Source organism: Curtobacterium sp. NPDC089689, from assembly GCF_044749145.1.
GTDB lineage: Bacteria > Actinomycetota > Actinomycetes > Actinomycetales > Microbacteriaceae > Curtobacterium.
This window is the reverse complement of sequence record NZ_JBIVHJ010000001.1, coordinates 646,970-659,699: the sequence shown is the minus strand read 5'-3', so window position 1 is coordinate 659,699 and position 12,730 is coordinate 646,970. Positions and strand designations below refer to the sequence as shown.

Genomic DNA, 12,730 nt, shown 5'->3' with positions numbered 1-12,730 from the left:
GAGCGCGCCTCGGCGCGAGCCGCCCAGGTGCACAGGAGCGCCCGATCACCCCGACCGGCTACTCTGGTGCGCTGTGACTGACGTGCGTGACCAGTTGATCGACCACATCAAGGCCGATGCCGTGTTCCACGGCGACTTCACCCTGACCAGCGGCAAGCAGGCGTCGTACTACATCGACCTGCGCAAGGTCAGCCTCGACCACCGTGTGGCCCCCCTCATCGGGCAGGTGATGACCGACCTCATCGCCGAGGTCCCGGACGTCGCCGCCGTCGGCGGACTCACCATGGGAGCCGACCCGATCGCGAGCGCCGTGCTGCACCAGGCCGCCGCCCGTGGCCTCGCGTACGACGCCTTCGTCGTCCGCAAGGAGCCGAAGGACCACGGTCGCGGCCGTCAGGTCGAGGGCCCCGACGTCCGTGGCAAGCGCGTCATCGTGCTGGAGGACACCTCGACCACCGGAGGGTCGCCGCTCAAGGCGGCCGAGGCGCTCGAGCGTGAGGGCGCGATCATCGCCGCGGTCGCCGTCGTGGTCGACCGCGACACCGGCGCCAAGGAGAAGATCGAGGCCGCCGGGTACCCCTACTACGCCGCCATCGGGTTGGCCGACCTGGGGTTGTCCGCGTGACCGGGGAGCGTCCGGACGACGCGCAGGGCCCCGAGGACACCGCCGGACCCGGAGACGGGGACGACGGCCTGGAGGCACGGCGCGCGTCGGACGCGGACGCTCCGTTCCACGGTCTCCGCAGTGCCGCGGACATCTTCGGCGCTCCCCGCTCGGCCGACGAGTGGCCGTCCCGGCGGGAGCGTCGCGAGGCCATCAAGGCCGCGCAGGAGACCGGTGCGCCGCTGCCCGAGCCGTTCACGGCGCCCTCGGAGGAGGACTCCGCCGGCGCGGACACGACCCCGGCCGAGGAAGTCGCGCGTGACGAGGTGGCGGCCGACGCCGGTGCCACGCAGGCGATCTCGATGCCCGAGGAGCTCCGTGCCCCGTCGCAGCAGGCGCACCCGAGCTCGATCCAGCTGCCGACCGCGCAGTCGAACCGGGACGCCCGCGCCGCCGAGGCCCGGGCGCTCGACGAGGAACGCCGGCGGACCGACCCCACCGGGACCGGCCGCGACGACGTCGACTGGCTCGGCCGTGCGACCGGCACCGGCACGGGAGCGGTGACGGTCGGCGAGCCGATGGCCCGCCAGCCGCTCGGGGTCGAGGACGCGTTGCCCTCCGCCGACGAGCCGCCGAGCTTCACCGACCTGCTGCGGGTGCAGTCGTCCTCCGACGACGACGCGGCTGCCGGGTCGGACCGTCCGTTCGACTGGGCCGTGCACGACGACGAGACGGGCGAGGTCCCGACGACGCTGACCTCCGAGGCGTACGACACAGCCGGGTCGTGGACGCTCGCGGACGAGGCGGAGGACGAGGTCGTCACCGGAGCGGTCCCCACCGCGGCGCCCGGGCTGCCGACCGCCGCCGCACTCGGCGCTGCCGGTGCGGTCGCTGCCGGGGCTGCGGCCGCCGCACCGACGGGATCCGAGCCGGACGCCCCGACGACGCGACTCTCCGTGCCGGACGCGGCCACGGGCCTCCCGGTCGAACCGACGCGTCCGTCGACGCCTGCCGAGCCGGCGCCTGCCGACCCGAACCCGGCCGAGCCGGCGCCTGCCGAATCGGCAGTGGACGGGGCCGCCACGACCAGGTGGTCGCTCTCCGACGAGGCCGAGGAGACCCCGACCGTCGCCTTCGAGCCGCCACGCTCCGCGTCCGCGACGCCGTGGTGGGCCGAACCCGACGACGCCGTGCCGCCGACCTCCGCCCCGCCGCTCGTCGAGCCGACACCCGAGTCGTACTCGGCGCACCTCCCGCCCGCGGTCGGGCAGGACTTCGACGGACTGCTCTCCGCTCCGGAGGACCGCCCAGACCCCGAGCCCGCCGCGACGACCGGCACCGCAGCAGCAGCGGTGCGCCCGGAGGACATCGACCAGTCGGAGTGGACCGACCGCGAGACGAGTGACACGAGCGCGATCAAGGACCTCTTCGGGACCGCCGCCGTCGACCAGCTCGGCACGACCGGCTACGACCCGCACGACACCGGCACGGCGATGATGCCCGCGGTCCGGTCGTCCTCGGCCGCCGCTCCCACGAGCCGCGCACCGGAGAACCCGACGCCGCCGCCGTCCCAGCAGGGGCTCATCAACCAGCAGTTCGCGAAGCTGCAGGGCGAGGGGACGCGCGGCAAGCAGCTCCTCATCGGCGGCGCGATCGTCCTCATCGTCGTGCTGCTCGTCCTCGTGTTCCTCTTCGCGAAGTGGATCATGGGCAACACGGTCGCCGACCACCTCGTCCCACCCACGAAGTCACCGACCGCCGCCGCGCAGTCCGCGGCGCCGTCGTCGACGCCCTCCGCCGAGGCCGAGCAGGCGCAGACGCCCGCGACGGGGCTCGAGTTCGCGACAACGCCGGCGTCTCCGGGCGAGCACGCGTGGACGGACCTCGCGGGCGGGGAGTGCCTGTCGCCGTTCACGAACGCCTGGGCGCAGACCTTCACGGTCGTGGACTGCGCGACGCCGCACGCGGCGCAGCTCACCGCACGGCTGCCCGTCCAGGCGGACGTGTACCCGGGGGCGGACGCACTCGCGGCGCAGGCTGCGGAGCAGTGCCAGACGTCGGCGGCGCTGGACACGGCCGCGGCCGGCTCGGTCGGGGACGTCCAGGTCCAGGGGGCCTACGCGCCGGACGAGTCGACGTGGCAGCAGGGCGACACGTTCATCTCGTGCTTCGTCACGCGGTCGTCGGGGCAGGAGCTCACGGGGTCGCTCGCGCCCGCGGCGTAGGCGGCGCGGGCGCTGCTGCACCGCGTCGCGGGTGCGACGAAGTACGTGTCGATCGACGCGTGCTTCGTCGCACCCGCGGGCCGCGGCAGCAGCGTGCGCTGCCGGCGCGGTCAACGAGCGGCGGGGACCTTCGCGGACGCGTCCGACAGGGTGCGCAGCTCCTCCGCGCTGAGCTCGAGCTCCGCCGACGCGAGCAGCGCCGGCAGCTGGTCGGTGTTCCGCGCGCTGGCGATCGGCGCGACGACGTCCGGCTGCGCCTGGAGCCACGCCAGGGCCACGGTCGCGATCTCCACGCCGTGCTCCCGGCCGATCGTGTCGAGGGCGTCGACGACCGCGAGCCCCTCGTCCGAGAAGTAGCCCGACACCTGCCCCTCGCGGTCCTTCCCGGCGAAGTCCTCCTCCGAGCGGTACTTCCCGGTGAGGAAGCCGGCGGCGAGGGCGAAGTACGGCACCACCCCGAGGTGCTCGGCGGCGGCGAGCGGCGCGATGTCCGACTCGTACGGCTCCCGCGTCACGAGGTTGTAGTGCGGCTGGATCGCGACCGGCTTCGCGAGGCCGTGCTCGTCCGCGATGCGGGTCCACTCCTGGGCACGCTCCCGCGAGTAGTTCGAGATCGCCGTGTACCGGACGAGGCCCTCGCGCACGAGCTGGTCGAACGCCCGCACGGTCTCCTCGAGCGGGGTCGACTCGTCGTCGAAGTGCGCGTAGTACAGGTCGATCCGGTCGGTGCCGAGCCGTTCGAGGCTGGCCCGGGCAGCCGCTGCGACGTTCGACGCCGAGAGGCCCTGGAACTCCGGGTGCTGCGACACCTTCGTCGCGATGACGACGTCGTCGCGCTTGCCCGAGGCGCGGAGCCACGAACCGATGACCCGCTCGGACTCGCCGCCGCTGTTGCCCGGCGCCCAGGCGGAGTACACGTCGGCCGAGTCCACGAAGTCGCCGCCAGCGCCCGTGTACGCGTCGAGTACCCGGTGCGAAGTCTGCTCGTCGGCCGTCCAGCCGAAGACGTTGCCGCCGAGGGCGAGGGGGAACACGGTGAGGTCGCTGGTACCGATGCGGGGCATGGTGGTCCTTTCGTGGTCTGGTCGTCGCGGTCACGGTGACGGCGCGACCCTCCCACGGTATGCCCGGCCGCCTGTCGCCCGGCCAGGGGCTTCGCAGTGTTGCATGAGGGGATGAGCACGCTGACCGACCACCTCGCCGACCCCCGTTCCTCCGTGCGCCTCCGCGCCGTGATGGCGGCCGGCACCGCGGCGGACCCGGCCGACCTCGACGTCCTCCTCGAGCAGTGCGCGGTCGACCCCGACCTGCAGGTCCGGGAGGCCCTGACGTGGTCGCTCGTCCGGCTGCCGGCGGAAGTCGTCGTGCCACGGCTCGTCGCCGAGCTCGACCGTCCGGAGGCGCAGGCGCGGTCGCAGGCGCTCCACACGCTGTCGAAGATCCGCGACGGGTCCGTGTACGCCGAGGTCGCGGACCGGATCGGCGACACCGAGCCCGATGTCCGGCGAACGGCCTGGCGTGCCGCCGCGGTCCTCGCCCCCGAGGGGGAACGACCCGCGCTGGCCCGACGGCTCGCCCTGGAACTCGGCGAGGGCGACCGGGACCGCCGACTGGCCCTCAGTCGTGCGCTGGTGTCCCTCGGCGAGGACGTCGTCGCGCCGGTCCTCGCGGACGCCGCCGCTCGACGCGGCGAGTCGGTGCGCGAGCACGTCGCCGACACCGAGCGGCTGCTCCACGACCCGGACGCCGCGTCCTCGCTCGCGCTGGAGCGCGCGCGACGCGAGATGGCGCTGGGACGCAGCAAGCGCGCCTCCGGCTGACGCGACCCGCAGCGAGCGCGACGGCCGCCGACGCGACCGGATGACGGCCGGGAGGCGCGTGGCGGCGCCGCCACGTGCCTCCCGGCCGTCCGCACCAGCGCTGGGTGGGCGCCGGAACCCGCGGATTCGGCGTCTCGAAACCCTCGGATCGGCTTGCGTGTCGGGGACGACACCGGCCAGGGTGGGTGTCGAAGGGGAGTAGCTCCCAGCGCGTGCATCGACACACTGGCCATCACGACGATCGGCCCGGTGCACCACCTGCCGGTCCCACCCGGCGGGCGAGCGAGACCTTCGGCCGTTCTGCCGTGCCGAAGCGCTCCCCACCCGCGCGCGATCGGTGCGGCCCGACCAAGGGACCGCCCTGTGATCGACACCTCACCCGTCCGCGTCGTCGACGCCGACGCACCGCCCGCCCGCATGGGTCGCAGCGCCTGGGGGCGCATCGCGATCTGCGTCGTCCTCGCGCTGCCCGCCGTGGTATTCCGGGTGACCGGCTCCGCCCCGAACCCCGTCGTCGACCTGCTCGTCTTCGGCGGCGCGGTCGTCGCCGCCTCGTTCCTGCTCGCCTGGGCCGCCGAGGCCGCGCAGAAGGACATCGCAGGCGCGCTCGCCATCGCGATCCTCGCGCTCATCGCCGTGCTGCCCGAGTACGCGGTCGACCTGTTCTACGCGTTCCGCTCCGGCTCCGACCCCGCGTTCGAGCAGTTCGCCGCCGCCAACATGACCGGGTCGAACCGGTTGCTGCTCGGGTTCGGCTGGCCGCTCGTCGTCGTCATCTCGCTGCTCGTCGCGCGGCGGTACGTGCGCGCTGGTTCGCTGCCAGCGTCGGCCACGCGGGTGCTGCAGCTCGAGCAGTCGTCACGGCTCGACATCGGGTTCCTCGCGCTCCTGGCGGTCGTGGCGTTCCTCATCCCGCTGTTCGGGTCGATCCCGCTGTGGTTCGGGTTCGTGCTCCTCGCCGCGTTCGTCGCCTACCTGTGGCGCGCGTCGAAGGTGTCCGACGGTGACGACGACGACGAGGAACTCGTCGGCATGGCGGGCAACATCGCCGCGATGCCGACCCGCGCGCGTCGATGGACGATCGTCGCGCTGTTCGTCGTCGCGGCCGCGGTGATCCTGTCGTCCGCGGAGCCCTTCGCCGAGGCCCTCGTGTCCTCCGGCAGCGCGCTCGGTATCGACAGTTACTTCCTCGTGCAGTGGCTCGCACCGCTCGCGACCGAGGCGCCGGAGTTCATCGTCGCCGCGCTCTTCGCCCTGCGCGGGATGGGCGGTGCGGCGATCGGGACGCTCATCGCCTCGAAGGTGAACCAGTGGTCGCTGCTCGTCGGGTCGCTGCCGATCGCGCACGTGCTCGGCGGTGGGACCACGGGCGGGCTGCCGCTCGACGGTCGGCAGGTCGAGGAGTTCATGCTCACCGCCTCGCAGACCGTGCTCGGCGTGGCGATCATCATCGCGCTGCGGTTCCACCGGTGGTCGGCGATCGCGCTCGTGGCGCTCTTCGCGGTCCAGTTCGTCGTGACGGACACGAGCGGGCGGTGGGTGCTCAGCATCGTGCACCTCGTCGCCGCGGTCGTCGTGTTCTGGATCAACCGGCGGGAGATCGCGCCGACCCTGGCCGCGCCGTTCCGGCGGCAGTCGGCGGTGGCGCGCGGCTGACGCCGGGCTGGCGCGGGCGCTGCGGGTGCCGCGGCCGTCACGCCGGGCGCCTGGTCGCAGAACGTGTCGGCTCGGGGGCGCCCGCGCGGCATGTCGTGCGACCAGGGCGGACGTGAGCGGCACGTCGTGCGACCAGCGCGGGGTCGGACGGGAGGCGCGGCGCGGGCGGACACCGTGCCTCCCGTCCGGCGAGGACGTGCGTGGGGTCCAGTGCGTGGTCACCGAACGTGTCGGGTCGCCGGCGCATGGGCGGCCCGTCGTGCGACCAGGGCGGACGTGAGCGGCATGTCGAGCGACCAGCGCGGGGCGGGACCGGACGAAGCGGGGCGGGATCGGACGGGCGGACCGCGCCGGTCAGTCGTCGTCGGGGGCGAGCCAGATGGCGGTCGCGGCGGCGGCTGGCAGGTCGACGAGGGACTCCGAACCGTCGGCGGAGCGGCGCGCCACCGCGATGACGCCCGCGTAGTCCCGGACCTGCTCGACCCGGAGGTGCGTGCCGAGCGCGACTCCGAGCTCGTCGAAGTACCGCAGGAGCGAGGGATCGTCGTCCGACACCCGGTCCACCGTGCCGCACGTGCCCGGTGTCACGGTGCCCAGGAGCGCCCCGGGAGAGTCCGGCACGGAGCCGTCCGCGCGGGGGATCGGGTCGCCGTGGGGGTCGTGCGTCGGGTGCCCCAGGTCGGCGTCGACGCGGTCGAGGAAGGTCTCCGACACCGCGTGCTCGAGTGCCTCGGCCTCGGTGTGCACCTCGTCCCAGCCGTACCCGAGCCGCTGGACCAGGAACGTCTCGATCAGCCGGTGTCGGCGGACCATCGCCACCGCGACCTGCTGCCCGAGCGGCGTGAGGACGACGCCGTAGTACGGGGTGTGCTCGATCAGGCCGTCGCGGTCGAGCTTCCGGAGGTTGCCCGACACCGTGGAGGCCGAGACCCGGAGTGCCGCCGCGATGTCGCGCGTCGCCAGACCGGCACCGCCGCGCTCGCCCGCCTTCCAGATGAGCTTCACGTAGTCCTCGGCCATGGTGCTGAGGGAGGGAAGCCGCATGCGTCAATGGTACAAACGCAAGGGTGACGTCAGCAGCCCCTGCCCGCAGACGGCGCTGGCCGGTTCCCCCCTCGCTGCTGGTCGGCGTCGCGCCCCTCGTCGTCTTCGCCGTGGTGAGCGCGGTCCGAGCCCGCCCGAGCGACGACTACCCGAGTCTCGGGCAGACGGTCGACAGCGTCGTCCGCTCCCTCGTCGTGCCGGAGGGGATCGCGGTCGCGGCGCTCGCCGTCGTCGTCACCGCGCTCGGCTGGTGGCGGATCGCGACCGTCGACCCCACCCGGACGCCCCTGCGCTGGACGATGATCGCGCCGCTCGGGATCCTCCTCGTCTGCCTCGTGCGGCTGCCGCTCGTGGACTGGGGCGCGCTGCCCGTACGGTACTTCCTGCTGCTCACGGTCGGGGTGCTGTTCGTCGGGGTCTTCGAGGAGCTGATGACCCGGGGCGTGCTGCTCGTCGGGCTGCGTCGACGTCTGCCCGAGTTCGCGGTGTGGGCGGTGTCGTGCGTGCTGTTCGGGCTGCTGCACCTGCTGAACATCCTCGCCGGTGCCGGTGTCGGACCCACGCTGCTGCAGGTCGTCTTCGCGGCGTCGTTCGGCTCGACGCTGTACGTCGCGCGGCGGTTGACCGGCTCGTTGCTCGCGCCCGTGCTGCTGCACGCGTTCTGGGACTTCGGGTCGATCGGCTTCTCGGCCACGGCGGACCCGTCCGACCTCTCGACGCTGACGGTCGCCGGGGTGATCGGCCTGTTCTCGTTCGGCCTGCTCGCCTTCGGGATCGTCGCGGGCGGCATGGTGGCGTGGCGGGACGACCGCCCACGTCGTCTGCGTCGCCGGTGGGTCGGGGTGCCCCCGATGGCGGCGTACGTCGTGGGCGGCGACGAGCCGCGCCTCCAGCCGGTCTGACGCGCAGCGGCGCAAGGACGCGTCAGTGCTTGCGACCGACCGCGAACACCCGGCGGAACGGGTACACCGTGCCGTGCGGTCCGGCCGGGTACGCGGTACGCAGCAGGGCGGCGTACCGCTCGGTGAACGCGGTCGTCAGCGCACCCGTCGGGTCCGCGGCGTCGAGGGCGGCGACGGCGGGCCGCAGCCCCGTGCCCCGCACCCACGCGAGCACCGGGTCGTCGCCGGACAGCAGCTGCGCGTACGTCGTCTCCCACGCCCGGGCCTCGAGTCCGGCGTCGAGCATGAGCCCGAGGTAACCCGCCGGGTCGAGGACCGGGTCGGCTCGCAGCACGCCCTCGAGCACGGACGCCCACGGTCCGTCGGCCGCGACCGACCGCATGAGCGCGTGCGACGGGGAGTCGAAGTTGCCCGGCACCTGCATCGCGAACCACCCGCCCGACGGCATCGCGGCGAACCACCGCGGCAGGAGCTCGACGTGCGACGGCACCCACTGGAGCGCGGCGTTCGTCACGACGACGTCGTCCGTCGCGCCCGGCGTCCAGTCCTCGATCGCGCCGAGCTCGAACGCCAGCCCGGGGACGTCCGACGGAGCCGTGGCGAGCATCTCCCCGGAGCTGTCGATCCCGACCACCTGTGCGCCCGGCCAGCGGGCCGCGAGGGTGGCGGTGAGGTTCCCGGGGCCGCAACCGAGGTCGACGACGCGACGCGGTGCCTCCCGGCCGTCGCCCGCCGACCACGCGACCTGCGCGACCAGGTCGTGGAAGGGCCGTGCGCGGTCGTCCGCGAAGGCGGCGTAGCGGTCCGGGTCCCAGCGCACGGTGCTCCTACATCTCGACTTCGAACGGCTCGGTGCGCACGAGCTCGTGCACGCCGGAGATGACCTCGCTCGGGCGGAACGGGTACTTCTCGATCTCGGCCTGGTCGCTGATGCCCGTCATCACGAGCACGGTGTGGAGCCCCGCCTCGATGCCGGCCTGGACGTCCGTGTCCATACGGTCGCCGATCATGCCGGTGTTCTCGGAGTGAGCCCCGATGCGGTTCATCGCGGAGCGGAACATCATCGGGTTCGGCTTGCCGACGACGTACGGCTGCTTGCCGGTGGCCTTCTCGATCATCGCGGCGATGGCACCGGTCGCCGGCAGGACGCCCTCGGCGCTCGGACCGGTCGCGTCGGGGTTGGTGACGATGAACCGCGCGCCGTCGCGGATGAGCCGCACGGCCTTGGTGATCGCCTCGAACGAGTAGTTGCGTGTCTCGCCGACGACCACGTAGTCGGGGGCGGTCTCGGTCATGATGAAGCCGGCCTCGTGCAGTGCCGTGGTCATGCCGGCCTCGCCGATCACGAAGGCGGAGCCGCCGGGCATCTGGGACCGGCAGAAGTCTGCGGTCGCGAGCGCGCTCGTCCAGATGCGCTCCTCGGGCACGTGCAGGCCCGAACCGCGGAGCCGGGCGCTCAGGTCGCGCGGCGTGAAGATCGAGTTGTTCGTCAGGACGAGGAACTCGGTGCCCTCGTCGAGCCACTGCTGGATGAGCTCCGGTGCCCCCGGCAGGGCCTGGTTCTCGTGGACGAGCACGCCGTCCATGTCCGTCAGCCAGCACTCGACCTCGTCGCGGGTTGCCATGGCCTCACCCTAGTGCGAGTGGGTGGTCATGCCGGATGCGCGTGCGGTCGCGCCCGGCGCGTGCTGGGAGCAGGCCGGGAGGCGCGGATCGGCCCTTGCGCGTGGGCGTCGGTTCCCGGGATGGTCGAGTCACCGAACGTCGCTCGCTTTTGCCCTAGGATTTTCGGTACACGTACTGGATCAAGGAGTCCCACCGTGCTCGTCGACCCCCTCGCCCACGCCGCCACCCCCCGACCCGCTGCTGCTGGTGCCGTCTCCGGTGCTGCCGCGAGCGCGGCCGTCGGGGAGGGAAGGGTGGCGCCGCGGCGACGACGCGGTCGCCCGAACGTGCTGTCGCGCGAGCAGGTGATCGACGCCGCGACACGCATCGCGAACGAGGAGGGGCTCGACCGGCTGTCCTTCCGCGCGCTCGGGGCGGCGCTCGGCGTGGCCCCGATGACCGTGCACCGGACGATCGGCGGACTCGACGACCTGCACGCCGAGCTCGTCCGGCGCACCGTGGACGAGTTCGCCTCGACCTTCGTGTGGCCGTCGGACTGGCGCGAGGTCGTCCGGGTCTTCGCCTGCACCTTCCGCGACCTCATGACCACCCACCCGCTCGTCCTCGAGTCGCACAGCCAGCACGCACCGCTCGCCTCGACCGAGTCGGACGGCGTCGTCCGGACCGTCGTCTCGGCGCTGCAGGAGGCCGGCTTGCCGGACCGTGAGGCGATGTACGCGTTCTTCGTGGTCTACGACTTCGTGGTCGGGCACGTCGGCGTCCTCGTCGGCCGGGGCTCGTCCGAGGCCGGCCGGCCGGAGCGGCACGCGCTCGTGGGGGAGATCCTCGGGTCGCACTCGTACGACGACCGCTTCACGCTCGGCGTCGACGTGCTGCTCGCCGGCATCGAGGCGCGGGTCGCAGCGCAACGCGCGTCCTAGTCTGGAGGGCGTGACCGCCGCCCAGCCCGAGCCCTCCCACGAGCGCACGACCAACGGCGTCGGCCCCCACCCCGAGCCGTGGCCCGACGACCCCCGGCTCGACCCGGAGCTCCTCGCGGACGGCGACCCCCGCAACGTCGTCGACCGATTCCGGTACTGGTCGATGGAGGCGATCGTCGCCGACCTCGACACCCGGCGCCACGCGTTCGACGTCGCGATCGAGAACTGGCAGCACGACCTCAACATCGGGTCGATCGTGCGGAGCGCCAACGCGTTCCTCGCCGGCGCCGTGCACATCATCGGGCGCCGCCGCTGGAACAAGCGCGGCGCGATGGTCACTGACCGGTACCAGCACGTCCGGTACCACCCGGACGTCGCGGCGTTCCTCGAGGCCATGCACGCCGAGGGGCGGCCGGTCGTCGCGATCGACAACACCGACGGTGCCGAGCGCATCGAGACCGCGGCGATCCCGGAGCGCTGTGTGTTCCTCTTCGGCCAGGAGGGCCCGGGGCTGACCGCCGAGGCCGTGGCCGGGGCGGACGCGCACCTCGAGATCACCCAGTACGGGTCGACGCGGAGCATCAACGCCTCGGCCGCCGCTGCGATCGTCATGCACAGCTGGATCGTGCAGCACGCGACCGCAGACTGACGTCGCGCGCTGCTGTCGAGGTCGGGTCAGGCGTCGCGGGTCAGCAGCACCACGGTCACGTCGTCCTCCGCACGCTCGGCGGCGCGGAGTCGGACGGTCTCGAGGAACGCGTGGTGGTCCCGCGTGCGCTCGAACGTGCGCGTGAGCGCGGACAGCGTGTCGATCGTGCCGTCGCCGAGGTCGAGCGCGCCGTCGCTCGCCACGAGGAGTGCGTCACCGGGGGCCAGCGTGACGGTCGTGACCGACCGTGCGGCGCCGACCGGGTGCAGGCCGAGCGGCAGGTCGTGCGAGCGGAGCATCCGGTGCCGGCCGTCGGCGCCGAGGTGCACGACGAGTCCGTGTCCGGCGTCGACCGCCTCGACCGCACCCGTGCCGAGGGTGACCCGGGCGTGGAACAGCGTGGCGAACGCGCTCGCGGCGACGAGGTCCTCCGCGACCGCCGGCTCGACGGCCCGCACGGCGTCCTCGGGTGCGCGGTCGCGGTGCTGTCGGAGCGCCGAACGGATCCCGGCAGCGAGGATCGCCGCGGGCTGCTCCTTGCCCATCACGTCGGCGAGCGTCACGGTGAGGTGCTGCCCGTCGGTCGACCAGTCGTGCAGGTCCCCGCTCGTGTCGCCGTACGGTACCGAGGTCGCGGAGACGTGCAGGTCGCCGACCCCGAGCGGAGCGGGCGTCAGTGCGGCCACGACGTCCTGCAACCGGTCGTGGTGGAGGCCCTGGCCGAGGGCGCGTTCCGCCCAGCGGCCGAAGTCGATCAGCGCGGCCTCGTCAGCGAGCGAGAAGTCCCGCGGCCGCGTGTCCATGAGGCAGAGCGTCCCGACGGGCACGCCGCCCGGCATCGTCAGCGGGACCCCGGCGTAGAAGCGGATGCCGCGGTTCGTCACCCCGGGCAGTCCGGCCGTCCGTGGGTCGGCGGTCGTGTCGCAGATGACCGTCGGTTCGACCTGCCGGATCGTCAGCTGACAGAACGACCAGCCGACGGGTCCGGACACGATCTCGTCGGGCACGTTCGGCGTCAGTGTGTGCAGCAGGTCGTCGTCGAGGACGTTGACGTAGGACAACGGGACGTCGAAGACCTCGCGGGCGACGCGGACGATCCGTTCGAACCGCTCGGACGGCGCCGCTCCCACGACGTCGAGCGCCGCCACCAGTGCGGCACGTGCCGACGTCCGGCCCTCGTCCTCCATCGGCACCGCTCCAGATCCTCCGTGACCGGACTCCGCCTCGTTCGGTGGCGGCCGCCGCGTGGTGGGTGCGGTGGACCGGTTCGGCCTGCAACGCTAC

Annotated in this window: 12 protein-coding genes; 7 read left to right on the top strand and 5 right to left on the bottom strand. The window is 73.3% G+C overall.

Translation table 11 applies throughout. The features are described from left to right. Positions 1-73 precede the first annotated feature (73 nt). Both pyrE and ACIPYW_RS03140 read left to right on the top strand, forming a co-directional pair. Positions 74-625 (top strand): orotate phosphoribosyltransferase, encoded by a 552-nt coding sequence (pyrE, locus tag ACIPYW_RS03145; RefSeq protein WP_290132873.1) that lies wholly within the window; start codon positions 74-76, stop codon positions 623-625. Beyond that, on the top strand, positions 622-2,829 hold the full coding sequence (locus ACIPYW_RS03140) for a septum formation family protein (protein WP_400410643.1): 2,208 nt from the start codon (positions 622-624) through the stop codon (positions 2,827-2,829). The genes pyrE and ACIPYW_RS03140 overlap by 4 nt, the downstream gene beginning before the upstream one ends. 110 nt (positions 2,830-2,939) lie before the next feature. Here the strand turns inward: ACIPYW_RS03140 and ACIPYW_RS03135 are convergent, their stop codons facing one another. Beyond that, on the bottom strand, positions 2,940-3,893 hold the full coding sequence (locus tag ACIPYW_RS03135; protein WP_400410641.1) for an aldo/keto reductase: 954 nt from the start codon (positions 3,891-3,893) through the stop codon (positions 2,940-2,942). 111 nt (positions 3,894-4,004) lie between these two features. Here ACIPYW_RS03135 and ACIPYW_RS03130 point away from each other — a divergent pair, with 111 nt between their 5' ends. Together ACIPYW_RS03130 and ACIPYW_RS03125 are read left to right on the top strand one after the other, a co-directional pair. Then, entirely contained in the window at positions 4,005-4,649 is a 645-nt protein-coding gene (locus ACIPYW_RS03130; protein WP_400410639.1) for a HEAT repeat domain-containing protein, read from the top strand. Between the two features lie 363 nt (positions 4,650-5,012). Next, positions 5,013-6,305, top strand: coding sequence for a sodium:proton exchanger (locus tag ACIPYW_RS03125; protein WP_400410637.1), 1,293 nt, complete (start codon positions 5,013-5,015; stop codon positions 6,303-6,305). A gap of 354 nt (positions 6,306-6,659) precedes the next feature. On the opposite strand, the gene ACIPYW_RS03120 is transcribed toward ACIPYW_RS03125, so the two are convergent. Further along, positions 6,660-7,349, bottom strand: coding sequence for a metal-dependent transcriptional regulator (locus ACIPYW_RS03120; protein ID WP_290132868.1), 690 nt, complete (start codon positions 7,347-7,349; stop codon positions 6,660-6,662). A 23-nt stretch (positions 7,350-7,372) separates the two neighbouring features. Between ACIPYW_RS03120 and ACIPYW_RS03115 the strand changes: the two genes are divergently transcribed. Next, positions 7,373-8,251, top strand: a complete 879-nt coding sequence (locus ACIPYW_RS03115; protein ID WP_400410636.1) for a lysostaphin resistance A-like protein — start codon at positions 7,373-7,375, stop codon at positions 8,249-8,251. 22 nt (positions 8,252-8,273) lie between these two features. Here ACIPYW_RS03115 and ACIPYW_RS03110 read toward each other — a convergent pair whose 3' ends face one another. Both ACIPYW_RS03110 and ACIPYW_RS03105 read right to left on the bottom strand, forming a co-directional pair. After that, complete coding sequence (locus ACIPYW_RS03110; RefSeq protein WP_400410634.1) at positions 8,274-9,071, bottom strand: methyltransferase domain-containing protein; 798 nt, start codon at positions 9,069-9,071, stop codon at positions 8,274-8,276. A 7-nt stretch (positions 9,072-9,078) separates the two neighbouring features. Then, positions 9,079-9,876 (bottom strand): HAD-IIA family hydrolase, encoded by a 798-nt coding sequence (locus tag ACIPYW_RS03105; RefSeq protein ID WP_058725198.1) that lies wholly within the window; start codon positions 9,874-9,876, stop codon positions 9,079-9,081. Between the two features lie 195 nt (positions 9,877-10,071). Between ACIPYW_RS03105 and ACIPYW_RS03100 the strand changes: the two genes are divergently transcribed. Next, a complete protein-coding gene (locus tag ACIPYW_RS03100) occupies positions 10,072-10,797 on the top strand; it encodes a TetR/AcrR family transcriptional regulator (RefSeq protein WP_400410631.1) in 726 nt (241 codons plus the stop codon). 10 nt (positions 10,798-10,807) lie between these two features. Next, on the top strand, positions 10,808-11,446 hold the full coding sequence (locus ACIPYW_RS03095) for a TrmH family RNA methyltransferase (RefSeq protein ID WP_400410629.1): 639 nt from the start codon (positions 10,808-10,810) through the stop codon (positions 11,444-11,446). A gap of 26 nt (positions 11,447-11,472) precedes the next feature. Here the strand turns inward: ACIPYW_RS03095 and ACIPYW_RS03090 are convergent, their stop codons facing one another. Next, complete coding sequence (locus ACIPYW_RS03090) at positions 11,473-12,633, bottom strand: PP2C family protein-serine/threonine phosphatase (protein WP_400412499.1); 1,161 nt, start codon at positions 12,631-12,633, stop codon at positions 11,473-11,475. Positions 12,634-12,730 lie beyond the last annotated feature (97 nt).